At 66.8% G+C, this 23,251-nt stretch carries 18 protein-coding genes and 1 pseudogene; 14 read left to right on the top strand and 5 right to left on the bottom strand.

Features of this window, described 5'->3' with window-relative positions; all coding sequences use genetic code 11:
* Positions 1–40 precede the first annotated feature (40 nt).
* From CEY05_RS01545 to CEY05_RS01605, 13 genes and pseudogenes are all read left to right on the top strand, one after another.
* Positions 41–955: a DUF58 domain-containing protein gene (locus CEY05_RS01545; protein WP_088596178.1), complete on the top strand. Its 915-nt coding sequence runs from the start codon at positions 41–43 to the stop codon at positions 953–955.
* Positions 952–1,425, top strand: a complete 474-nt coding sequence (locus CEY05_RS01550; protein ID WP_088595636.1) for a DUF4381 domain-containing protein — start codon at positions 952–954, stop codon at positions 1,423–1,425. Before CEY05_RS01545 ends, CEY05_RS01550 begins: the two co-directional genes overlap by 4 nt.
* Positions 1,412–2,425: pseudogene (locus tag CEY05_RS01555) on the top strand (VWA domain-containing protein); the annotation flags it as partial. The gene CEY05_RS01550 and the pseudogene CEY05_RS01555, both read left to right, overlap by 14 nt.
* A gap of 155 nt (positions 2,426–2,580) precedes the next feature.
* Complete coding sequence (locus tag CEY05_RS01560) at positions 2,581–4,305, top strand: VWA domain-containing protein (RefSeq protein ID WP_088595638.1); 1,725 nt, start codon at positions 2,581–2,583, stop codon at positions 4,303–4,305.
* Complete coding sequence (locus CEY05_RS01565) at positions 4,302–5,819, top strand: BatD family protein (RefSeq protein WP_088595639.1); 1,518 nt, start codon at positions 4,302–4,304, stop codon at positions 5,817–5,819. Before CEY05_RS01560 ends, CEY05_RS01565 begins: the two co-directional genes overlap by 4 nt.
* The gene (locus tag CEY05_RS01570; RefSeq protein ID WP_088595640.1) at positions 5,816–6,883 is read left to right on the top strand and encodes an HAD family phosphatase; all 1,068 of its coding nucleotides are present in this window, start codon (positions 5,816–5,818) and stop codon (positions 6,881–6,883) included. The genes CEY05_RS01565 and CEY05_RS01570 overlap by 4 nt, the downstream gene beginning before the upstream one ends.
* A 51-nt stretch (positions 6,884–6,934) precedes the next feature.
* Positions 6,935–8,599, top strand: a complete 1,665-nt coding sequence (locus CEY05_RS01575; protein WP_088595641.1) for an arylsulfatase — start codon at positions 6,935–6,937, stop codon at positions 8,597–8,599.
* 75 nt (positions 8,600–8,674) lie between these two features.
* On the top strand, positions 8,675–11,335 hold the full coding sequence (locus CEY05_RS01580; protein ID WP_143220250.1) for a spermidine synthase: 2,661 nt from the start codon (positions 8,675–8,677) through the stop codon (positions 11,333–11,335).
* 98 nt (positions 11,336–11,433) lie between these two features.
* The gene (locus CEY05_RS01585; RefSeq protein ID WP_088595642.1) at positions 11,434–12,066 is read left to right on the top strand and encodes a GntR family transcriptional regulator; all 633 of its coding nucleotides are present in this window, start codon (positions 11,434–11,436) and stop codon (positions 12,064–12,066) included.
* Positions 12,067–12,094: 28 nt separating this feature from the next.
* A complete protein-coding gene (locus CEY05_RS01590) occupies positions 12,095–13,096 on the top strand; it encodes a tripartite tricarboxylate transporter substrate binding protein (protein WP_088595643.1) in 1,002 nt (333 codons plus the stop codon).
* A gap of 121 nt (positions 13,097–13,217) precedes the next feature.
* Positions 13,218–14,222, top strand: a complete 1,005-nt coding sequence (locus CEY05_RS01595; protein ID WP_088595644.1) for a tripartite tricarboxylate transporter substrate binding protein — start codon at positions 13,218–13,220, stop codon at positions 14,220–14,222.
* Positions 14,223–14,252: 30 nt separating this feature from the next.
* Complete coding sequence (locus tag CEY05_RS01600) at positions 14,253–15,311, top strand: isocitrate/isopropylmalate dehydrogenase family protein (protein ID WP_088595645.1); 1,059 nt, start codon at positions 14,253–14,255, stop codon at positions 15,309–15,311.
* 14 nt (positions 15,312–15,325) lie between these two features.
* A complete protein-coding gene (locus CEY05_RS01605; RefSeq protein ID WP_233161304.1) occupies positions 15,326–16,312 on the top strand; it encodes an amidohydrolase in 987 nt (328 codons plus the stop codon).
* Positions 16,313–16,316: 4 nt separating this feature from the next.
* Here CEY05_RS01605 and CEY05_RS01610 read toward each other — a convergent pair whose 3' ends face one another.
* The 5 genes from CEY05_RS01610 to hutC all read right to left on the bottom strand — a co-directional run bounded on the left by CEY05_RS01610 (position 16,317) and on the right by hutC (position 21,750).
* Positions 16,317–17,138 (bottom strand): phosphate/phosphite/phosphonate ABC transporter substrate-binding protein, encoded by an 822-nt coding sequence (locus tag CEY05_RS01610; protein ID WP_088595646.1) that lies wholly within the window; start codon positions 17,136–17,138, stop codon positions 16,317–16,319.
* A 58-nt stretch (positions 17,139–17,196) separates the two neighbouring features.
* Positions 17,197–18,201, bottom strand: coding sequence for an ornithine cyclodeaminase family protein (locus CEY05_RS01615; RefSeq protein WP_088595647.1), 1,005 nt, complete (start codon positions 18,199–18,201; stop codon positions 17,197–17,199).
* A 13-nt stretch (positions 18,202–18,214) separates the two neighbouring features.
* Entirely contained in the window at positions 18,215–19,204 is a 990-nt protein-coding gene (locus CEY05_RS01620; protein ID WP_088595648.1) for a tripartite tricarboxylate transporter substrate binding protein, read from the bottom strand.
* Positions 19,205–19,288: 84 nt separating this feature from the next.
* A complete protein-coding gene (gene hutU, locus CEY05_RS01625; protein WP_088595649.1) occupies positions 19,289–20,986 on the bottom strand; it encodes a urocanate hydratase in 1,698 nt (565 codons plus the stop codon).
* A gap of 2 nt (positions 20,987–20,988) precedes the next feature.
* Positions 20,989–21,750 (bottom strand): histidine utilization repressor, encoded by a 762-nt coding sequence (gene hutC, locus CEY05_RS01630; RefSeq protein ID WP_088595650.1) that lies wholly within the window; start codon positions 21,748–21,750, stop codon positions 20,989–20,991.
* 229 nt (positions 21,751–21,979) lie between these two features.
* Between hutC and hutI the strand changes: the two genes are divergently transcribed.
* On the top strand, positions 21,980–23,221 hold the full coding sequence (hutI, locus tag CEY05_RS01635) for an imidazolonepropionase (RefSeq protein WP_088595651.1): 1,242 nt from the start codon (positions 21,980–21,982) through the stop codon (positions 23,219–23,221).
* Positions 23,222–23,251: the final 30 nt, after the last annotated feature.

Here is a 23,251-nt window from a genome sequence, read left to right on the forward strand (position 1 = left end):
GCTGGCGGAATTGATCGCCCTGGAAGCTGCGGCAAGCGGCATGTCCTTCAGCACGCGCCATCCGCTCAATAGCGTGCTGGCCGGCGCGCACGGTTCGCGTCTGCGCGGCCGAGGGCTGGACTTCTCCGAGTTGCGCCGCTACGTGGCGGGCGATGACCTGCGCCAGCTGGACCTGCGCGCGTCGCTGCGCTACGGCAAGCCCTATGTGCGGTCCTACACGGAAGAGCGGGACCGGCCGGCGCTGATCGTGGTTGACCAGCGCATGACCATGTATTTCGGGTCCGTGCGCGCGTTCAAGAGCGCCGTCGCCGCGCGTGTGGCGGCGCTTGGGGCCTGGATGGCGCTACGCGCCGGCGACCGGGTGGGCGGCATCGTATTCGATGACGACGGGCAGAAGGTGTTCAAGCCCTTGCGTAGCCGTGACCGCGTGCAGGCCTTGCTGGCTGAAGTGGTACGCGTGAACGGCGCGCTGGCGGCCGACAAGGCCGATCGGCCTGCCATGGCAGGGCTGAATGCCGCCTTGCGGGCCGCCCAGGCCCTGGCGCCGCATGACTGCCTGATTTGCATCGTCAGCGATTTCGCCGGCGCGAATGAGGAAACCTTGCGGGCCTTGCGCGTGCTGGCCATGCACAACGACGTGGTCGGTGTACTGGTCTTCGACCCGATGGCCCAGGATATTCCCCGTCGTGGCCGCCTGGTCGTCACGCAAGGAGCGTTGCAGCTGGATATTGCCGTGGGGCGCCGGCACGAACGGCAGCCGCTTGCCGATTTCTTCAGCGGCCGGCTGCGCGAGGTGGCGGATCTGCTGCGCCGCAGCCGCGTGCCCTTGCTGACGATAGATACCGCGCATGACGAGGTGGCGCAGTTGCGCAGGGAGTTGGGACGGGGAGTGGGGCGGGGAATGGGGCGCGGTTCGGCCCAGGGATTTGCACGACCCGCGGGAGGGCCCCGATGAGCGCTGATCTGCCGGGACTGGATCAACTGCGCGAATTGCCCTTGCCGCCGCCGGTTTCGTACTGGCCGCAGACGTGGGGATGGGTAGCCGTGGCGGTGGTGATTCTGGCGCTGACGGGCTATGCTTTGCTCACCGCGATGCGCCGGCACAAGCGGAATCTCTATCGGCGGCAGGCCCTCGTGGAACTCGCGCGGATACGGGCGGCGGTCGCCGACCAGGCGCTGGCGGCGCGGCAATTGCCCGATCTGCTCAAGCGGACAGCGCTCGTGGCGCGGCAGGGACTGGAGAATCGGCGTTCAGGCGTGACATTACCTTTTCCCGGCGACAGTGCGCGCCTGCTGGCGACGCTGGCCTACGCCCCCGACGCCGCGGTGCGGGATCTGGATCCTGCAACATTGGAGCAGTTGTTCGATGCCAGCCGGCGGTGGATAGAAGACCATCGCATCGAGCGTCACCATGTGGCGGCTTGAATATCCCTGGCTGCCGCTCGCCGCGCCCCTGGCGTGGGCAGCCTATCGTTGGCTGCCGGTGTATCTGCACGGCCGCAGCGCCTTGCGGGCGCCGTTCTTCGACACGATGGCCAGGTTGACCGGCAAATCGCCCGAGCGGCCAGGCGCGCAGGCTGCCGGCGCGCAGCTGTGGCTGAACCTGGCTGTCTGGCTGCTGATGCTGCTGGCGTTGGCGCGGCCGCAATGGGTGGAACCGCCACTGGTTCATGCCGAACCCGTGCGCGACATCATGCTGGCCGTGGACATATCGCAGTCCATGGATACACGCGATTTCCGCGATGGATCGGGTCGGGAAACAACGCGTTGGCAGGCCGTGCGCGCCGTGGTGCGCGACTTCATCGAGAAGCGGCAGGACGATCGATTAGGACTGATCGTGTTCGGCACGGGTGCCTATCCGCAGGCGCCGCTGACGCTGGATCATGCCGTGTTGCGCTTGCTGCTGGACCAGACCGCGGTCGGCATGGCGGGGCCGAACACGGCCATCGGCGATGCGATCGGGCTGGGCATACGCATGCTCGATGCCGCCCGCGAACGGGACAAGGTCATGATCCTGCTGACCGATGGCAATGACACGGGCAGTGCCGTGCCGCCGCCGCGCGCCGCGGCGCTGGCCAGGCAGCATGGGATCGTGGTGCACACCATAGGCATGGGAGATCCGGCGGCCACTGGCGATGACCGGGTGGATTTCGATGCGCTGCGGGATATCGCCAAGGCCACGGGCGGGCAGTTCTTTCGCGCCGAGAACCTGGCCGCGCTGCAAGACGTGTATGCCACGCTGGACCGCATCACGCCGCGCGAGGTCAATACCTTGCGGCACCAACCGAAGAGAGAATTCTTCTGGGTCCCGCTGGGAGCGGCCCTGTGCCTGCTGGTGCTCTGGCATGCCATCGCTGCCTTGGCGGCGTGGACGCGCGCGCGTACGCAGCAAGACACCCCCGCATATCGGGGTGATTCCCACACCAGTGGCATGGACGGCGGGACGGCGCGCAGACCGCCGGCCAGCGCTGCCGGGAGGGCATCGCATGCGCGCGGCGGCGAGAGCGTGAGTGGCAAGGTGCGTACTGGCGATGCCGATCACCCAAGCAGCGACGACAGTGTGGACCGCAAGGAGGGCGCATGGACCTGAGCGCCTTTCATTTCCTTCGTCCATGGTGGCTGCTCGGGATCGTGGCGGCGCTGTTGCTCTGGTGGGCATGGCGGGCGGCTTCCAGTCGCGATGCGCAAGATAGCCGTATTGCGCCGGCCTTGCTGCCTTATCTGCTGGTGCATGCGCCGGGTGGCCGGGGGCCGCGGCCTGTCGATCTGCTGGCCGCCGTCCTGGCCGTGGGCGCCGTGGCGGCGGCGGGGCCGGTGTGGGAGCGCGATGAGCCTGATTTTCTCGATAACGTCGCGCCTTTGATCGTGGCGGTAGATCTGTCGCCGTCCATGGATGCCACTGACGTCGCGCCATCCCGCCTGGAGGCTTCCAAGCAGACCGTGCGCGACCTTGCGGCCAGACGGGCGGGATCGAAGACCGGCTTGATCGCCTATGCCGGCACCAGCCATCTGGTACTGCCGCCTACCGATGACACGGACTTGCTGGGACTGTTTACGCAGTCACTGGCATCGGATCTGATTGCGCCAGCGGGGCACGATGCGGCCGGGACCATAGCCTTGGCCACACACGTGCTGGCGGCAGAACGCGCGGGTGGCACGCTGCTTTTGTTAACGGACGGTGTCGACCGCGCGCAGCTGGCGCTGGTGCGGCAGCGCGCGCAGGCCGCCAAGGACATGCAGGTTCTGGTCATGGCTGTCGGCCAACGGACGGGTGGTGGCGGGCCAGGCAATAGCGGGCGCGGCAAGGCCGTCAGCGGTGGGGCCGTTGGCGACGTCAGTGCCGCGGGCATCGATGAGGCGGCGTTGCGCGATCTGGCGCAGGCGGCCGGGGCGCCCTTGGGCAGCCTGACGCGCAGCAGCGATGATCTGGACTGGATCACGCTGCACACACAGCAGCACTTTCTATCCGTCCAGGATGCGCAGGCGGGCACGCCGCATTGGAAAGAGGCGGGGTATTGGCTGTGCTGGCCCCTGGCCTTGCTGGCTCTGGCTGCCCTGCGGCGAGGATGGCGCGTGGCCTGGCATGCCTGCCTGGTGGCCGGTACGCTGATGCTGGCCCTGCCGCCTCCCACCTACGCGGCAGGGACGCAATCAGCGTCTGGGGCTGCAACGCCGTCAGTTTCTTCGACGGCGCCGGGATCGACTGCCGCAACGGTGGAATCGACCTGGGCCGCGGCAGGACCGACCTGGGCGGGGTCGTGGCAATCCCGCTTCAGGGCGGTGCTGGCCGATGCCTTCCTGACGCCGGACCAGCAAGGCCGCATGGCGTTCGATCGCGGGCACTACGAAGCGGCGCTGGCGCATTTCCAGGATCCCTATTGGAAGGGACGCGCGGCGTATGCAGCGGGCAAGTACCAGGCAGCGCTGCAGGCATTCAGTTCGCTGAAGACGGCGGAGGGCTATTTCTACGTGGGCAACACGCAGACGCGCCTGCGGCAATATGACGCCGCGCTGGCCGCCTATGACCAGGCCCTGGTCATCAGGCCTGGCTGGGATCCGGCCGTTGTCAATCGCGGCATCGTCGCCCGGCTCCTGGCCGCGATGACCCAGGAAGATGAGGGCGCGCAGAGTGAACCTGCTGACAAGACGATAGAGGACAAGACCGCGCAGGCAGGCAAGATGGTTGCCACGCAGGCCAGGCAGGCCGGCTCCGAGGAAATGTGGCTGCGCAACCTGACGCTGTCACCCGCGCGCTTCTTGCGCGGCAAGTTCGCGGCCCAGGACGCGGCGGGAGGGCAGCCATGAGTCTGGCACAACGCACCTCGTTGTTCGCGGCGATTCTGCTTTTGTTCCTGCTGTCGCCACCGGCGTGGGCCCAGGATGCGCCGCCGTTGCGCGTGACGGCCAGCGCGCCGTTGCAAGCGCTGGCCGACGGCACCATCGAATTGCAGCTTGAGGTGATGACCAGCACCTGGTTCACCCAGCCCCCGCGCTTGCCGACGCTGACTCTGCCAGGCGTCCTGGTGACGCCGCCGTCGGGCGAGGGCGTATTGCTGCGCGAGCAGAAAGACGGCGTTGCCTATAGCGGCCTGCGCTACACCTATCTGCTGATCGCAACGCAGCCCGGCAGCCTGCTCATCCCCGCACTGACCGTAAGCGCCCAGGTCGGTCCCGGCCGCAACGTAGTGTCGGCCAGCAGCGCCCCACTGGCCATCACCGTCGCCGTTGCGCCAGGCGCATCCCAGGCAACGCCCACCGGCACTCGCGCCGCGTCTCGGGCGCAAGAGCGGCGTTCGGGCCCAGGGGGAACCCGCGGCGCGCCGGATGCTACGGCCAGCGCAGCGACATCCTCGCCCGCATCTTTCGCCATCGTCGCCAGAAGCGTCAGCGTCACGCAGGAGTACGCGCTAGCGCCCGATCCGCTGGTGATGGGCGGGCGCATCACGCGTACCGTCACGCAGCGGGCAGAGGGGGCACAGGCGATGTCGCTGGCGGCCGCGCCCATGGGCGACGTGCCGCATTTCAAACGTTATCCGCTGGAGCCCGAGGTGACGACGCTCACCGATGGCCGGGGCAATTTTGTCGGCGGACAACGTATCGATCGCGTGCAGTACGTGGCACAGGACGCCGGCACCTTCGAGTTCCCGACCTTGACGCTGCCGTGGCGCGACGCCGCGGACGGCGCGATGAGGGAAAACACCGCGCCTGGCCGTACCGTAAAGGTCGGCATGGCGCCCGCGCCCGACGTGCCGTTCTCCCTGGCCGACGATCTGGCACGCCTGCGCCAGGACGCCCGCTGGGTGTTGCCGCCCGGCGTTCTGAAAGCGGCCGCCATCACGGTGCCGGCGCTGTTGCTCCTATGGCTGACCTGGCCCTGGTGGCGCCGCGGCGTCGCCGCGCTACGAGCCGCGCTGCGGCGGGCGCAGGCGCGTTGGTGCGCCAGTGAAGCCTTCTACTGGCGCGCCTGGCAACGGGCGTCGCGCCGTGCGCCGGCGACGCTGAGCGCTTTCTATCTGTGGCTGCATCGATGCACCGGCATGACGACCCTGCGCGACGCAGTAATGCCGATGGCTGCGGCGTCGCGCAGCCAGGCTGAAATGATCTTGCGCCAAATCCATGGCCTGCACAGTGAAGACTCCATAGACGGCAAGGTCGCCGGGCAGACCTCAGGCGGCAACCTGTCGCAGCTGGCTGCCGCAACGCGCACGTGGCGCAAGTCCTGGCGCCGCCGCGCCAAGCGGCCCAGCGCGTATGCCTTGCCTTCGACCCTGGCGGCTTCGTCATCCAAGACCAACAAACCCGCCGGGAGCGCGCCATGACCATCATCCTTGCTCAAGCCGTCTTGCAGCGCACGATTAAACGCTGGGCATCCTGGTCGGCTATCGCCGCGCTCTCCCTGCTGACCGCTTGCGCCAGCACACCATCGCAACGGCAGACGCAAGGGCCGCGGCAGGACCAGCTTCTGCCACCCGCCACCCTGCAGTCCTGGAACGACGGCCCCTCGCGCCGCGCCATCACTGAATTCGTGCAGGCGGTAACCCAGCCCGGCAGTCCCGACTTCGTCGCGGTGGACGAGCGCATCGCCGTGTTCGACAACGACGGCACCCTGTGGAGCGAACAGCCGCTCTATTTCCAGGTGCTGTTCGCGCTGGACCAGGTACGCGCACTGGCCCCCGCGCATCCGGAGTGGAAGACCAAACCTCCTTTCCAGGCCGTACTGCGCAACGACCAGAAAGCGCTGGCCAAGCTGACCCTGCGCGACCTGATGCAGATCATCGCCGCCACCCAGACCGGCATGGACAGCGAACAATACACCCGCCAGGTCAAGGACTGGATGGCCACCGCGCGCCATCCGCGTTTCCAGCAGCCTTACGACCGCTTGACCTACAGCCCCATGCGCGAACTGCTCGACTACCTGCGCGCGCACGACTTCAAGACCTACATCGTCTCCGGCGGCGACATCGCCTTCATGCGCGCCTGGGCGCAGCAGGCATACGGCATTCCGCCGGAGCAGGTCATCGGTAGCAGCTTTGTCGTCACCTACGAAATGCGCAGCGGCAAGCCGCGCCTGATGCGCCAGCCCAAACTGGAGTTCAACGACGACGGCCCCGGCAAGCCTGTCGCCATCCAGCACTTCATCGGCCGCCGCCCCATCTTCGCGTTCGGCAATTCCGACGGTGACCTGCAGATGCTGCAGTGGACCACCGCCGGCGCGGGACGCCGCTTCGCCGGGCTGGTCCATCACACAGACGCCAAGCGGGAATGGGCCTACGACCGGGAATCGAAAATCGGGCGCCTGGACAAAGCCCTGGACGAGGCGCGTCGCCAGGGGTGGACGATCGTCGATATGGAAAAGGAGTGGTCTCGCGTGTATGCGTTCTAGAAGCAGGTGGCATTGACCCAATCCGCCCATACCCGGGCAAGGAGAGCAGTGATGAAAGCAAGACTATGGCTAGGCGCGGCTTTGTTCGCCGCGGGCGGGCTTGCGGTGCAGGGCGGCGCCTATGCGCAGGCCCAAGGCAGTCAGGCTCAAGAAGGTACGCAGGCCCAAGGAAATCAAACCCAGGCGTCCGCCAGGAAGCCGAACATCCTGGTGATTTTCGGCGACGACATCGGCCAGGCGAACATCAGTGCCTACACGATGGGCGTGGTGGGATACAAGACCCCCAACATCGACCGCATTGCCAGGGAAGGCACGATATTCACCGACTACTACGCGGAAAACAGCTGCACGGCAGGACGTTCCAGCTTCATCACCGGACAATCGCCGATGCGTACCGGACTTTCCAAGGTCGGTATTCCCGGCGCCACGGTGGGGCTGCAAGACCGGGATATCACCATAGCGCAGGCGCTCAAGGCCGAAGGGTACGCTACCGCGCAGTTCGGCAAGAACCACCTGGGCGACCGCGACGAGTTCCTGCCAACCAAGCATGGTTTCGACGAGTTCTTCGGCAATCTTTATCACCTCAACGCCGAAGAAGAGCCGGAACGGCCATTCTTTCCCAAGAATCCCACCGATCCCCTCATCAAGTCCTATATGCCGCGCGGCGTGATACGCGCCACCGCCGACGGCAAGATCGAGGATACCGGGGCCTTGACCAGCAAGCGCATGGAGACCATCGATGACGAAACCGTGGGCGCCGCGCTGGACTACCTGGACAAGCATGGCAAGGGCGACAAACCCTTCTTCGTGTGGATGAACACCACCCGCATGCATATCTACACGCACGTCAGGCCTGAATACCGGGGCAAGAGCGGCATGCCCGGCAACGAGTACGCCGACGGCATGTGGGAACACGACCAGGATGTCGGCAAGCTGCTGAAGAAACTGGATGACCTGGGCATCGCCGACAACACCATCGTCGTCTACTCCACCGACAACGGTCCGAACCAGTTCACCTGGCCCGACGCGGCGACGACCCCGTTCCGGAACGAGAAAGACTCCAACTGGGAAGGCGCGTTCCGGGTGCCGGCCATGATCCGCTGGCCAGGCCATATTCCGGCAGGCGCGGTCAAGAACGGCATGGTCTCCGGCATGGACTGGTTTCCCACGTTGCTCGCCGCCTCGGGCGACGCCGGCGTCAAGGACCGCTTGCTCAAGGGCTGGACGCCGCAGGGCGCGAACCAGAGCTACAAGGTTCATCTCGATGGGTATAACCAGCTGGATTACCTGACGGGCAAGACCGACAAGAGCGCGCGGGACCAGTTCTATTACTTCAACGACGATGGCCTGCTGGTCGCTATGCGATATGAAGATTTCAAGATCGTGTTCTGCGAACAGAAGGCGCCAGGGGGCTTCGCGGTCTGGCAGGAACCTTTCGTCTGCCTGCGCGTGCCCAAGGTCTTCAACTTGCGCATGGATCCCTATGAGCGCGCGGACGTCGTCTCGGATCAGTACAACGACTGGCTGACCAAGAATGCCTACCTGGCTTTCATCGGTACGGCCCTGGCGTCCGAGTTCCTGGAAACGTTCAAGGAATTCCCCCCCAGCCAGCGGCCCGCCACCTTCAGTACCGACCAGGCGCAGGAAGAGTTGAACAAGTTCCTGGAGAAGTACTACGCGGAGAAAGCCAGGAAGCTGGGCTCGCCTGGCAGCTGATTGGCCAATCTGGCGGCGGGCCGGTGGGCAGCAGACCGGCCCGCTCCGCCGCATGATCCATTTCGAGGCCTGTTCATGACGACATCGACGCGCATATTGCCGGGCGCTACCAAGGTTCGCGCCCGAGCCGGGGCGGCGGGCGCGCGCCTGTTCGCACCGGCCATCCTGATGGCGCTATCCGGCGGTGCCGCGTTGATGTTCCAGGTGCTGTGGATCAAGCAGCTGACCTTGATCGTCGGCGTGGAGGTGCACGCCATTGCCGTGGCTGTCAGCGCTTTCTTTCTCGGCCTGGCGGCGGGCAGCGCCTGGCTCGGCCGCAAGGCGGATCGCACCGCGCGTCCACTGCGGCTTTACGCAGGTATCGAGGCGGGGATCGCCGTACTCGCCGTCACGGTCACCCTGGCCTTGGCCCATGGGGCGGCGCTCTTTGCGCAAGTCGAACAACGGGCCGCGCTACTGGCGTGGCTGGCCGTCGTCGTCGCGGTGGGCGTGGCGCCTTTCCTGATGGGCGGCACCTTGCCCGTGCTGTTGCGGGCGGTGGGCGCGGGCCGGATCGGCCGCGCCGGCGCAACGCTTTACGCCGCGAATACCGCCGGCGCGATCGTCGGCGCGCTGCTGCCAGCCTTTCTCCTGATTCCCGCGCTGGGTGTGCAAGGCACCGCGTGGGCGGCCGCGTGCCTGAACCTGGCGGCAGCGCTGGGCGCCTGGACGCTGGACAGGCACAGGCTGATCGACATCCCGTCCGACCCTACGCACGCCCCGCTGCAGGCCAGGGGGGAGACGGCGCCAGGGCGCGTGGCGCGCGCAGGGCGCAAAACGGCAATGCCCGCGCCCATGACGGCCGCGGCGCAGGTCCACGCTAGCCGTGCCGATCCGGTGGCCAGGGTGGCCGTGCTTCTTTATGCCTGCGCGGGCGCCATCGCCATGGGCTACGAAGTCCTGTGGTCGCAAATGGTGGTGCCCTTCATGAGCACGCGCGCTTTTGCGTTTTCCATCGTCCTGGCGGTGTACCTGGCGGGGCTGGCCATCGGTGCCGCCCTGTATGCGCGTTGGGAAACACGCGATCCCTGGCGTTCATTCGGCTTGTTGATCGCCGGCGCCGGCGTCGTCGCGCTGTTGGAGGCGGCGCTACTGGGCCGTTGGCTGATCGGCCTGCAGACCACGGCCGAAATGACGGTGCTCGCCTGGACCGGCAGCGGCCTGGCCGGCATGAGCGCCCGTTTCCTGGTGGCCGCGACGGCGGTGGTGCTGCTGCCCACGGTGTTGCTGGGCGCGGCGTTTCCCGCCGTCCTGCGGATAGCCGTGCCGGCCGACCGGCGCGGGCAAGGGGCCGGCCTGGTGCTGTGCGCCAACACCTTGGGCGGCATCGCGGGAACGGCGTTGACCGCCTTCGTGTTCCTGCCCGTGCTGGGCGCCGTACGCAGCCTGGCCTTGCTGGCGCTGCTGGCATGCGCGATCGGCATCGCGGCGGTCTGGCGGACGCGCGCCATGACGGGATCCGCTGCCGCACAGCCGCGGCGGGAGCGCCAGGCCATGCCTTGGGCGCGAGCGCTGGTGCTGGGGATGCTGGCGGTAACGCTGGTGGTGGGTCTATTCCTGCCCGCCGACCATCTGGCGCGCCTGTTGCCGGGCGCCCAAGGCGCGAATCTCGTGTTCTATGAGGAAAACCGCGGCGGGACCGTGGCGGTGGTCGAGCGGGGCGAGGGCGAGCGCCATTTTCGGCGGCTCTACATCCAGGGCGTGTCGAATTCCGGCGATGCCATGCCTTCCTTGCGCTACATGCGCCTGCAGGCCTTGCTGCCGCTGATCGTGCATGCCGGCGAACCGCATTCGGCATTGGTCATCGGGTACGGCACGGGAATCACGGCCGGCGCCTTGTCGCGCTATCCCGCGCTGGAGCGCAGGGTGGTTGCCGAGTTGCTGCCCGCCGTGCTGCATGCCGGGCCGCGCTTCGCCGGTACCTATGGCGCCGCCACCGACCCCGGCCTGGATCGGCGGCTGCGCGACGGTCGCCGCGAATTGCTGGCGAGCGGCGAGCATTACGACCTGATCACGCTGGAGCCGCCGCCACCGTCGGCGGCCGGTGTCGTCAATCTGTATTCCCGGGATTTCTATCGACTGGCGGCGGGGCGCCTGAACGACAAGGGCATCGTGGCGCAGTGGTTGCCTTTGCCCACGCAGAACATCGACGACACGCGGGCGCTGGTGGCCAGCTTCATTGCCGTCTTCCCGCACGCGACGCTGTGGACCACGGAGCTGCACGAGATGCTGCTGGTGGGTTCCCTGCAGGACATGCCCCTCGATGCGGACCGCATCGCGGCGCGCTTGCGGATTCCGGCTGTGCGTACCGCGCTTGCCGAGGTCGGCGTCATGTCTCCCGGCGCGCTGCTGGCCACCTGGGTGACTGACCGCGCGGGCCTGGCGCGCTTCGCCGGCACGACGCCCGCCGTGACGGATGATCGGCCCGCCATCGAATACGCCACCTGGGTGCGTCCGCGCGAGCTGACCCGCACGCTGCCAGCCTTGCTGGACCTGCGCACCGCAGCGCCCGTGGCGGCATCCGACCAGGCTTTGCTGGCCGACATGGCACGAGAGCGCGGCGCCCTGGATCTGTTCTACACCAGCGCACTGGCTGCCTACGACGGCGACCGCGGCGCCTGGGCCAGGAACGCGCCGGCCCTGGCCCGCCTGTCGCGCGACAACCCGTACCTGCGCTGGTTCATGGGTGGTGAATAGCCGGTTGGCCGGACGTGTGGCGACGCCGCCATGAGGTCGTCCGTTTGCGTCCTGATTTTATGTATGCAAAAATATACAAAAATAAGGACGAGACAGATATGCCCATTACGAAGGCGAATTCGCAGTCGCATGCCGCCTATAACGAGATCAAGCGCCGCATCCTGGCCGGATTGTTCGGGCCGGACGCCCGCCTGCGCGAGATCGAGGTGGCCAATCTGCTGGAGATGGGGCGCACGCCCGTGCGGGAAGCGCTCAAGCGTATCCAGGACGAAGGCCTGATCACCCATGAGCCGGGCCGCGGCATGGTCGTGACGACCATGGACCAGCAGGAGGTCGGGGAGCTATATGCGATGCGCCGTGTGCTGGAAGGCAGCGCGGCCGAATTCGCCGCCCGCCACGCATCCGACGCGGAAATCGACAATATGCAGGCCATCCTGGACGATGGCGACGGCGGCGATCCCGTGGCGCATAACCTGCGTTTCCACCAGGCCGTGTACAGCGCCGCCCACAATCGCTACCTGATCCGGTCGCTGCATTCGCTCACCGAGACCACCTATCTGCTGGGACGCAGCACGCTCAGTACGCCGACCCGCGCGGCCAGGTCCCATACCGAACACCTGGCCATCGTCGCGGCCATACGCGCACGCGACCCGCGCGCGGCACAAGACGCCGCTCAACAACATATTCATCAGGCCCTGCTGGAACGTTTGAAGATGCTGCGCCAGGGATGAGCGCTACATAAATACGGAGACACGAACAATGCTGAAATCGAATTTGCCACGCCGGCGTGTGATGGCGGGACTGGCCGGGCTGACCCTCGGCATACCGCTGCTGGCCGCGATGGCGCCGGCACAGGCGGCCGACGACTATCCCAGCCATCCAATCACGCTGGTCGTGCCTTTCGCGGCCGGTGGCGGTACCGACAGCATCGCCCGTGACCTGGCGCGCACCCTGGCTGACCGCCTGGGCCGCTCGGTGGTGGTGGAGAACCGCGGCGGCGGCGGTGGCGCCATCGGCGCCGGCATGGTCGCGAACGCGCGGCCCGACGGCTACACGCTGTTGTTCGCTACTTCCACCTTGGTCACCAACGCGGCGGCCGGCGTGGCCACCAATTACGACGTGCAGAAATCCTTCGCGCCCATCGCGCTGCTGGGCCGTGGCCCGCTGCTGGTCGTGGCGGCGAAGAACCTGCATTTGAAGAGCATTGCCGACCTGCGCCAACGGGCCTCCCAGCCGGACGGCGATCTCAACTTCTGCTCGGCGGGCAACGGCAGCATCAACCATCTGTCGGGCGAATTGTTCAAGCAGAAGACCGACACCCACATGACCCACGTTCCCTACAAGGGCAGCGGTCCGGCCACGGTCGATCTGCTGGCTGGCCGTGTCCAGGTGTTCTTCTCGACCGTGCCGACCATCCTGCCGCAGGTCAAGGATCATCGTGTGGACCTGCTGGCGGTGACCAGCAAGACGCGCTCGCCGCTGTTCCCCGACGTGCCTACGGTGGAAGAGGCCGGCGTGCCCGATTTCGATATCTCGACGTGGTGGGCCGTGCTGGCGCCGGCCGGCACGCCGCAGGCCATCATCGACAAGCTGAACAAGGATGTGAACGCCGCGGCTGCCGACAAGCTGGTGGCCCAACGCCTGAAGGATGAGGGCGCCGAAGCCTTCAGCGGCCCGCCGGAAGCATTGGCCAAGACCCTGGACAGTGAACTGAAGGTGTGGCGCGGCGTGGTGCAAAAAGGCGGCATCAAGATGGATTGAAGGCTGGACATCCGGACGCAGCGCCGTCCGGATGTCCGCGTGTGTTGGTTAACGAGAGTCAATAGCAAGTCGAAGCTTGAATAGCTGCGCGAATCGGAAGCACGCAGCGAGGAGACCCCCTATGCAAGATAATCAGACCACCGGCGTGACGCGCCGAACCTTCGTCAAGGCCGCGGCCGCCGGCTGCGCCGTGGCCTTGGGCGGCCGTGCCTGGGCGGCAGGTGATGCCTACCCCAGCAAGCCGATCACCCTGGTCGTACCGTACGCGCCCGGCGGGCAGGGCGATGTGTTCGCCCGTGTCCTGGCCGAACGCCTGGGCACGGAAAAGAAGTGGAACGTCATTGTCGAGAACCGCGCGGGTGCTTCCGGCGCGGTGGGATCGCGCGTGGTGCTGCGTGCCCCCGCCGATGGCTACACCCTGCTGCTGGGCCAGACCGGTGAGATCGCGGTCAACCAGTTCGCCTCCAAGACCCTGGGCTACGATCCGCTGAAGGAATTCGAGCCCATCATTCTGATCGGCGATTCGCCCCTGGTGCTGGCAGTGCCGGAGAAGTCGCCCTATGCCGACCTGCAGGCCCTGATCACCGCTGCGCGCGCCAAGCCCGATGCCTTGGCTTATGCATCGTCCGGCACGGCGACGCCAGGCCACCTGGCGGCCGCCGCGCTGGCCCTGGGCACCAAGACCCGCATGGTACATGCGCCTTACAAGGGCGCCGGCCAGGCGATGTCGGACCTGCTGGGCGGCCACGTCGATTTCTTCTTCTCCAGCGCGTCGGCGGTGATGCCGCATGTGAACTCCGGCCGCTTGCGGGCCCTGGCGGTGTCGTCGCGCGAACGCCTGCAGGTCTTGCCCAATGTGCCGACGGTGGCGGAAGTGGTGCTGCCGGATTTCCAGTTCAGCTTGTGGGGCGGCATGTTCGCACCGGCCGCCACGCCCAAGGCGGTGGTCGAGCAGATCAATGCCACCTTGAACGCGATCCTGGCCGAACAACAGGTGAAGGCGCGTTTCGAGGCCGATGGCGCCGCGGTGCGGCCCAACACGGTCGCGGAGTTCAATCAGTTCGTGCACAGCGAGGCGGCCAAGTACCAGAAACTGGTGCAGGTCACGGGCATCCAGGTAGAGTAAAACCGTAACTCAATAACGCAAGGATTCATCATGAAGATAGTGGTTATTCCCGGTGATGGCATCGGCCCCGAAACCGTAGCGGTCGCCGTCGACGTACTCAAGGCTGCTTCGCAGCGCTTCGGCCTGGGCCTGGTGTTCGAGCATGACATCGCCGGTCATGAGAGCCTGACAAAACATGGCGCCACGGTAACGCCGGCCTTGCTGGACAAGGTCAAGGCGGCCGACGGCCTGCTGCTGGGCCCCATGGCGACGTACGACTTCAAGGACGAGGCCAAGGGCGAGATCAACCCGTCCAAGTTCTTCCGCAAGGAACTGGACCTGCACGCCAATATCCGGCCGGCGCGCACGTATCCCGGCATGAAGCCGCGCCTGGGCGAGTTCGACCTGGTGGTGGTGCGTGAGAACACCGAAGGCTTCTACGCCGATCGCAACATCGAATCGGGCAACAGCGAAATGCTGATCACCCCGGATGTGGTGGTGTCGCTGCGCCGCATCACGCGCTTCTGCTGCGAACGCATCGCGCGCTCGGCCTTCGAACTTGCCATGACGCGCAAGAAGCACGTCACCATCGTGCACAAGGCCAATGTGCTCAAGCGCGGCGATGGCATGTTCATCGACGTCTGCCACGAAGTGGGCAAGGAGTTTCCGGAAGTGGTCGTGGACGACGTCATCGTCGACGCCATGATGGCCCACGTGGTGCGCGCGCCGCAGCGTTACGACGTCATCGTCACCACCAATATGTTCGGCGACATCCTGTCTGACCTGACCGCGGAAATGTCGGGCAGCCTGGGCTTGGGTGGGTCCTTGAACGCGGGCCTGCAGTACGCCATGGGCCAGGCCGCGCACGGCTCGGCGCCGGATATCGCGGGCCAGGATGTGGCCAATCCGATCTCCCAGGTGCTGTCCGCCGCCATGCTGCTGAACTGGCATGGCCAGCGCAAGAACGACAGCAAGTTCATCGAGGCCGCTGCTGCCATCGAGCAGGCCATTGCCGGCAGCATCGCCGCGCAGGATTGCACGCGTGACGTCGGTGGCAAGCTGGGCACGCGCGATTCCGGCGCCGCCATGGTCAAGCTGGTGGCCGCGTAATGGCGGCGGGCGGCATGGAGCGGCCCGCGGCGGCAGCGGTGCCGGTCGAGGCGCAGCAGTCCGGCGCCGGGTCGATATCGGTTGGCGCGCAACAGCCCGGCGTCGGATCGGTACCGGCTGGCGCGCAACAGGCCGGTGCCGGGCCGACTTCGGCCCTGCCGGCGGGCGCCTGCGATTGCCATGTGCACATCGTGGGCGAGCAGGGCGCCTATCCCATGCTGCCCGATCGCCCGTATACCGCGGGCCCCGCGACCGTAGCCGACTTGCGTGCGCACATGGCCCGCCTGGGCCTGGCGCGCGCGGTCATCGTCCAGCCCAGCTTCTACGGCACGGACAATCGCCTGCTGGTCGACAGCCTGGCGGCCATGAATGGCGACGGGCGCGGCATTGCCGTGTTGGCGGAGGATGTCAGCGATGCAACGTTGACCGAACTGCACGACGCCGGTGTGCGGGGCGTGCGCATCAACCTGGAAAGCGTGGGCGCCAGCGACCCGGACAAGGTGGTGCAGGCCTTCGCCGCCTGGGCCGGACGCTTGCGTGGACAAGGCTGGCATATCCAGACCTATGCGTCGCTCGACGCCATCGCCGCGGCCGCGCCGCGCCTGCGCGGTCTGGGGCTGCCGGTGGTACTGGATCATTTCTCCATGATCCCGGCGCGCGTGGCCCTGGACGATGCGCGGGTGCGCGAGGTGATGGCCCTGGTGGGCAGCGGCGCGGCCTACGTCAAGCTGTCCGGATCGTATCGGGTCGACCAGGGCGCGACGGCGCGGCAGGTGACCGCGCTGGCGCAGGCCTTCCTGCAAGCCAATCCTGAACGTGCCGTATGGGCCAGCGACTGGCCGCACACCAATCGTGCGCCGGGCAAGCTGCCGACGGAAGTCAGCCCTTATCGCGACATCGATCCGCGCGGCCTGCGCAAGGAAATCGATGCATGGCTGCCGGAAGCGCGGGTGCGCGAGCAGGTGCTGGTCAGCAATCCTGCACGACTCTACGGTTTTTGAGTCGTCATGCAATTTCCGGGTGGCGGGCGATGTCCTCGTCCGCTGCCAGGACGTCGTAGGCGCGCGGGTCGGCCGGCACGAAGCGGGCGACATGGGCTTGCCGCAGCAGCGCCATCCCGGGCGCATCGCCGTTCAAGCTGAACAGCGCGTCGGCAAGCCGTGTCGATACCGAGCTATCCACCCCGGGGCCGCTGACGAGCAGGGGATTGCAGGTCCAATCCGTGTAGCCGATACCGCGCACCCCCTCCAGCGCCGCCGGATCATGCGCCCGCAGCAGATCGACGTACCATGCATCGATCGCGGTCACATCGAAGGCACTGTCGCGCAATCCCCGCAGCAGCCCGCGCGGATTGCCATAGGGGCCGGTACTGGCGCTGAAGAGCGGCGCTCCACGCGTGTCGGCCAGGGCGGCGAGCCGGCGCCGCGGTGCGTTCCATCCGGATTGGGAGTCGCGCACCATCCAGCCGTAGCGGCTGCCCAGGGCGTCCTCGAGCTGTGTCCAGGGGGCGTCTTCCCGGACCAGGAAGACGCTGCGGTAACGCGCCTGATCGTCGTACGATGGCCAGTCCGGCACCACCGACGCCACGGCCGTATAGGCCAGTCCTTCGCGCAATGCCTTGGCGTAAGGCCAGCCGCACATGAAGGCCCCGCACAGGCCCGGCTGCGCCCATAGATCGCCGATGGGTGTCGGCCAGCCATGCTCGATGAAAGCGACGTCCAGCCCCGCCCGCCGGTGCGCCTCTGCCAGCACGGCATGCCAGGCCACGCGCGCGGCAGGCGCGACGTCATACATTCTGGTCGAGGTGATCAGCGCGGGCGATGGCATGACGGTCAGGCGATCCTGCCAAAACGAACGGGTTGAATGAACACGCTAAGCGAATACATCAAGCGAACTTCAGCGTCTGTCCGATGCCCAGGCGCCTGGCCTTCTCCAGCATCGCCACGCCCAGGGAGATATCCGTGGTGGAAAGCCCCCGATGCCAGAACAGAATGGTCTCGTCATCCCGTTCGCGTCCCGGCTTCAGCCCCGCGACGATCTGGCCGATTTCCGCGTGCAGGTTCTCTTGCGTGATGCGGTCGCTGTCCACATGCGCGCGCAGCGCGCCGAAGGGCAGGCCCTTGCGGCATTGGCCCCAGTCGTCCACCACCACCTTGCTCATGATGTCCGTCAACGACAGTTCGACAGCGCTCATGGTGCCGTAGGGCATGACCAGCGCGCCGGGCTTGATCCATTCGGTCTTCAGCAGGGGCGTGGGTTGCGGCAGGCGCGATGCCTCCACGATGATGTCGGCATCGCGCACGCAGGCTTCCCAGTCGTCGACCACTTTCACAGGCTTGTTCAAGTCGCGTGCCAGGCGTTCCCCGAATGCCTTCTGGCTCTCCGGGCGGCGCGAATGCACGCGGATCTCGTCGAAATCGAACAGGCTGTCGAGCAGGCGCACGTTCCAGTACGATGTGCCGCGGGCGCCGATGTGGCCCAGCACCTTGCTGTCGCGCCGGGCCAGGTGTTTCGCGCCCAGCGCCGTCACGGCACCCGTGCGCATGTCGGTGATGGCCGTGGCGTCGACGATCGCCAGCGGCTTGCCGGTATGGGGATCGAACAGGTTGAGCAAAGCCATCTCCGACGGCAGATCGACTTTGTAGTTGTTGACGAAGTCGCTGACCACCTTGACGCCCGCGACCTGCATGGGCGCGATATAGCCGCGCAGCACATTGAAATGCCCCTTGTCCGAAGACTCAGGCACCAGGTGCACGCGCGGCTCGATGACGGTCTGCCCCAGGCCCTGGGCGCGCAGGGCGCCTTCCACGGCCGCCAGGATTTCGGCGTCGGTCAATTGCAGGGCCTTGACGTCCGGGCCGTTCAGATAGGTGATGTCGATGGGTTGCATGTTTACTCCGGGCTCACTGTATGGGTTTGATGCCTGCCGTCTTGACGATGTCCGCCCATTTGCGCGACTCGTTCTGGATCATGGCGGCGAATTCCTGCGTCGTCGTGTTGGCGGGATCGACGCCCTGGTCGTCGAACTTCTGGCGCACGGCCGGGTCCTTCAGCACGGTGGCGATATCATGCTGCAGCTTGCGCACGATGGCATCCGGGGTTTGAGCCGGCGCCACCAGTCCGTACCAGGACGTGACGTCGAACCCGGGATAGCCGCTTTCCGCCACGGTCGGCACGGCAGGCAACTGGGGCAGGCGCTTCGGGCCGGCGATGGCCAGGGCATTCAGCTTGCCGCTGCGGATGAAGGGCAATACGGTGGAGACGCCCGCGAACATCATGTCGACATTGCCCGCGACGACGTCGGTCACGGCGGGCGCCATGCCGTTGTAGGGGATATGCATGGTGTTGATGCCGGCCGCCTGGTTCAGCAACTCGCCCGCCAGGTGCGCGCCGCTACCGGCGCCAGGCGAAGCGAAATTGAGCTTGCCGGGCTTGGTCTTGGCGTACTCGACGAAAGCCTTGAAGTCCTTGGCCGGAACGGCGGGATTCACCACCAGGATGTTGGGCGAGGTCGCCAGCAGCGTGACCGGCGCGAAAGCACGCGCGGTATCGAAGTTCAGGTTGGTGTACAGCAGCGGGTTGACGGTCAGGTTGCCGGCCGGTGCCAGCCCCAGCGTGTAGCCGTCCGGGGCGGCGCGCGCCACCTGGCTCATGCCCAGGTTGCCCGAAGCGCCTGGACGATTCTCGATGATGACCGGCACGTGCCACATCTCGTTGAGCTTTTGCCCGACGATGCGGGGTATGGCGTCGGCCACGCCACCCGCGCCGAAGGGCACGATGATGGTCACGGGCTTGTTGGGATAGGCAGGTTCAGCGGCCTGCGTGGCGGCGCACGTGAACGCCAGGGTGATGCCGGCGGCAACCGCCAGGCGCTTGATCAGCGGCAATTTCATGGTTATTCCCCTTGTGTACAGGACTGCTTTGTATGGCTACTGCCTGTTCGTACCGCTGCGCGTGGCAGCACTACGTGTATCGGTTCAACGGCCCAGCATGGGCAGGTCCAGTCCCGCGTCTCGCGCGCAGGTAATGGCCTGTTCATAGCCTGCATCCGCATGGCGCATGACGCCCGTGGCCGGGTCGTTGTGCAGCACGCGGCCTATGCGTCGCGCGGCCTCTTCGGTACCGTCGCAGACGATGACCACGCCCGCATGCTGCGAGAAGCCCATGCCGACGCCGCCACCGTGATGCAGCGACACCCAGGTGGCGCCGCCGGCGGTGTTCAGCAGGGCATTGAGCAGCGGCCAGTCGGACACCGCATCCGAGCCGTCACGCATCGATTCGGTTTCGCGGTTCGGGCTGGCTACCGAGCCGGAGTCCAGGTGATCGCGTCCGATGGCCACCGGCGCGCTGAGCTCGCCCGTGCGCACCATCTCGTTGAAGGCCTGGCCCAGGCGCGCGCGGTCGCGCACACCCACCCAGCAGATGCGGGCGGGCAGGCCCTGGAAGGCAATGCGTTCGCGCGCCATGTCCAGCCAGTTGTGCAGATGCTTGTCGTGCGGGATCAGTTCCTTGACCTTGGCATCCGTCTTGTAGATGTCTTCGGGGTCGCCCGACAACGCCACCCAGCGGAAGGGCCCGATGCCTTCGCAGAACAGGGGGCGGATATAGGCGGGAACGAAGCCGGGAAAATCGAAGGCGTTGGCAACGCCCATTTCCAGCGCCATCTGGCGGATGTTGTTGCCGTAATCGACGGTGGCGGCGCCGCGTTCCTGCAGGGTGAGCATGGCGCGCACATGGCCGGCCATGGACTGCTTGGCGGCCTGCACCACGGCTTGCGGATCGCTGTCGCGGCGCGCGCGCCACTGCTCCATCGTCCAGCCTTGCGGCAGGTAGCCGTTCAGCGGGTCGTGCGCGGAAGTCTGGTCGGTGACGCAATCGGGCGTGATGCCGCGCTCGACCATCTGGGCGAGCACGTCGGCGGCGTTGCCGAGCAGGCCGATCGACACGGCACGGCCCTGCTTCCTGGCGTCTTCCAGCAGGCCCAGCGCGTCGTCCAGGGTCTTGGCCTTGACGTCGATATAGCGGGTGCGCAGCCGGAAATCGATGCGCGATTCATCGCATTCGACGGCAATCATGCTGAAGCCCGCCATGGTGGCGGCCAGGGGCTGCGCGCCGCCCATGCCGCCGAGCCCCGCCGTCAGGATCCAGCGTCCTTTGGGATCGCCGCCGAAATGGCGGTCGGCGATGGCGTAGAACGTTTCGTAGGTGCCCTGGACGATGCCTTGGGAGCCGATGTATATCCAGCTGCCGGCCGTCATCTGGCCGTACATCATCAAGCCTTTGCGGTCGAGTTCGTGGAAGTGTTCCCACGTGGCCCAGTGCGGCACCAGGTTGGAGTTCGCCAGCAGCACGCGCGGCGCATCGGCATGCGTCTTGAAGACACCGACGGGCTTGCCGGACTGGATCAGCAGGGTTTCATCGGGCTGCAGGCGGCGCAGGACCTCCAGGATCCGGTCGTATGAAGCCCAGTCGCGCGCGGCGCGGCCGATGCCGCCATAGACCACCAGTTCTTCAGGATGCTCGGCGACTTCGGCGTCCAGGTTGTTCTGCACCATGCGGTAGGCGGCCTCGATCAGCCAGTTCTTGCAGGACAGGGTGCTGCCACGGGGCGCGCGGATGGAGCGCGCGGGGTCGTGGCGGGAAGCCGGGGCGGACGGGGTTGTGGTGGACGGCATGGCTATTTATCTCCAGAAGGCTTGGCGGGGGCGGGGCGCGGGGCGACGACGGCGTGCCCCGTCAGCCGGTAGCGGTCGCCGGGATGGATCAGGCGGGCGAAGGTGACCACGTCTTCACCCGACCAGGTACGGCGCAGCACCTGCAGGCAGGCCTGCGGGCTTTTCAGGCCCAGCCAGCCGGCCGTGCGCGGATCGGGGAGCACCGCTTCGATGGTGTGCTCGACTGCAGTAAGCGGCGCGACGCGGCTCAGGTAGGCATTGGGCGTTTCCTGGCTGAAGTCCTGGCCGATGTAGTCGGGGGCCGCGTGTGGATTGACGTAGCGGTCTTCCAGTTGCACGGGGACGTCGTTGTCCAGATGCAGGATCAGCGAGTGATAGACGGCTTTGTCGATGGACAGCGCGAGCGCGGTGGCAATGCCTTCCGGGGCGGTGACACGTTCCAGCACCAGTACGCGGTTCGAATAGCGGTGGCCGCGCTCGGCGATCTCCTCGGCGATGTTGCGTACTTCCAGCACGGGCAGGGCGGGCTTCTGTTCCGCCACGAAGGTGCCCAGCCCCTGGCTACGCACCAGGACGCCGTCCTGGGTGAGTTCCAGGATGGCGCGCCGTGCCGTCATGCGCGACACGTCGAACTGCGCGGCGAGCTGGTTCTCCGATGGCACCTGGTCGTTCACGGCCCACTGGCCGGCTTCGATCTGGTCGACGATGTGCCGCTTGATGCGCGCATACGGCGGCAGTGGGGTGTCACGGGAAATGCTGGGCATGGTGTCCTGTCCGGCGGCCGATAGGGCCGCCTGGTCTGTGATGGCTTGCTGGTGTCGCGGTGGGTCGGCATAGCCGGCCTGCCGGCCGCGACTCGATCTGGGGCAAACTCTAACTTGAATATACAAGTATAGGCAAGTAAAGTGCGCTCAAGGAAAACCCGAGGAAAACCGGGATTCGGCCAGCCTGAAGCACTACGGGACAACATCAACACAAGGGAACAGCATTGCCATGGGAAACGTCGCGGAAAGCCCCGATACCTTGATCGTCAACGCTCGGATCGCCAGTTTTGCCCCTGGCCTGGACACCCCTTACGGCTACCTGCCGGAGGCTGACGCCCTCGTGCTGGGCGGGGGCAGGATCCGCTGGATCGGCGCGGCAGCGCAGGCGCCAGCCCCGCTGGGGGCGAGCCGTCAGACGATCGATGCGGCAGGGGCGTGGGTCATGCCGGGTCTGATCGACTGCCACACGCATCTGGTTTATGCGGGCTCGCGTGCGCAGGAATTCGATATGCGCCTGAACGGCGCTTCTTATGAGGACATCGCCCGCGCCGGTGGCGGCATCGTGTCCACGGTGCATGCCACGCGGCGCGCCGGCGAAGCGGAATTGATCGAACAGGCCATGCCCAGGCTGCGCGCCTTGCTGCGCGAAGGCGTCACCACGGTCGAAATCAAGTCGGGATATGGCCTGGACCGTGCCACGGAGATCGCCATGCTGCGTGCCGCGCGGGCGTTGGGCGCCAGCTTGCCGGTGACGGTGCGCACCACTTACCTGGGGGCGCATGCGCTGGCACCCGAATACCTGGGCCGCGCGGATGACTACATCAAGTTCATCTGTGCCCACGTGCTGCCCGAGGTGGCGCGCCTGGGCCTGGCTGACGCTGTCGATGTCTTTCACGAAAGCATAGGCTTCGATGCCGCCCAGGCCGAACGGGTGTACCGCGCGGCGGCGGCGGCCGGGCTGCCGGTGAAGGTGCATGCCGAGCAGTTGAGCGACAGCGGCGCGGCGGCGCTGGGCGCGCGCTATCGCGCCTTGTCGGCCGATCACCTGGAATATCTGGACGAGGCCGGCGCGCGCGCCATGGCGGCGGCGGGCACGGTGGCGGTGCTGCTGCCAGGCGCTTTCTATTTCCTGCGCGATACGCATGTGCCGCCCATCGAACTGCTGCGCCGCCACGGCGTGCCGATGGCGGTGGCCAGTGACTGCAACCCGGGGACATCGCCGTTCGCATCGCTGCTGCTGATGCTCAATATGGCCTGCACGCTGTTCCGCTTGACACCGGCCGAGGCCTTGAACGGCGTCACGCACGCGGCCGCGCGCGCGCTGGGCCTGCAGGATGAAGTGGGCATACTGGCGCCGGGCAAATGGGCGGACCTGGTGTTCTGGCAGGTGCCCACGCTGGCGGAGCTTTGCTACAGCTACGGCGCGCACAAGCCCAGCCGGATCATGCGGCGCGGCGTCGAATGCGGCTGAGCCGGCCGTGGCCAGGCCCGGCAAGTGGAC

This window comes from Achromobacter sp. HZ34 (assembly GCF_002209485.1).
Taxonomy (GTDB): domain Bacteria; phylum Pseudomonadota; class Gammaproteobacteria; order Burkholderiales; family Burkholderiaceae_B; genus Bordetella_C.

Coding starts and splice junctions, on each gene's coding strand:
- CEY05_RS01545 (WP_088596178.1), top strand. CDS start 41: ATGTCCTTCAGCACGCGCCATCCGCTCAATAGCGTGCTGGCCGGCGCG.
- CEY05_RS01550 (WP_088595636.1), top strand. CDS start 952: ATGAGCGCTGATCTGCCGGGACTGGATCAACTGCGCGAATTGCCCTTG.
- CEY05_RS01560 (WP_088595638.1), top strand. CDS start 2,581: ATGGACCTGAGCGCCTTTCATTTCCTTCGTCCATGGTGGCTGCTCGGG.
- CEY05_RS01565 (WP_088595639.1), top strand. CDS start 4,302: ATGAGTCTGGCACAACGCACCTCGTTGTTCGCGGCGATTCTGCTTTTG.
- CEY05_RS01570 (WP_088595640.1), top strand. CDS start 5,816: ATGACCATCATCCTTGCTCAAGCCGTCTTGCAGCGCACGATTAAACGC.
- CEY05_RS01575 (WP_088595641.1), top strand. CDS start 6,935: ATGAAAGCAAGACTATGGCTAGGCGCGGCTTTGTTCGCCGCGGGCGGG.
- CEY05_RS01580 (WP_143220250.1), top strand. CDS start 8,675: ATGACGACATCGACGCGCATATTGCCGGGCGCTACCAAGGTTCGCGCC.
- CEY05_RS01585 (WP_088595642.1), top strand. CDS start 11,434: ATGCCCATTACGAAGGCGAATTCGCAGTCGCATGCCGCCTATAACGAG.
- CEY05_RS01590 (WP_088595643.1), top strand. CDS start 12,095: ATGCTGAAATCGAATTTGCCACGCCGGCGTGTGATGGCGGGACTGGCC.
- CEY05_RS01595 (WP_088595644.1), top strand. CDS start 13,218: ATGCAAGATAATCAGACCACCGGCGTGACGCGCCGAACCTTCGTCAAG.
- CEY05_RS01600 (WP_088595645.1), top strand. CDS start 14,253: ATGAAGATAGTGGTTATTCCCGGTGATGGCATCGGCCCCGAAACCGTA.
- CEY05_RS01605 (WP_233161304.1), top strand. CDS start 15,326: ATGGAGCGGCCCGCGGCGGCAGCGGTGCCGGTCGAGGCGCAGCAGTCC.
- CEY05_RS01610 (WP_088595646.1), bottom strand. CDS start 17,138: ATGCCATCGCCCGCGCTGATCACCTCGACCAGAATGTATGACGTCGCG.
- CEY05_RS01615 (WP_088595647.1), bottom strand. CDS start 18,201: ATGCAACCCATCGACATCACCTATCTGAACGGCCCGGACGTCAAGGCC.
- CEY05_RS01620 (WP_088595648.1), bottom strand. CDS start 19,204: ATGAAATTGCCGCTGATCAAGCGCCTGGCGGTTGCCGCCGGCATCACC.
- hutU (WP_088595649.1), bottom strand. CDS start 20,986: ATGCCGTCCACCACAACCCCGTCCGCCCCGGCTTCCCGCCACGACCCC.
- hutC (WP_088595650.1), bottom strand. CDS start 21,750: ATGCCCAGCATTTCCCGTGACACCCCACTGCCGCCGTATGCGCGCATC.
- hutI (WP_088595651.1), top strand. CDS start 21,980: ATGGGAAACGTCGCGGAAAGCCCCGATACCTTGATCGTCAACGCTCGG.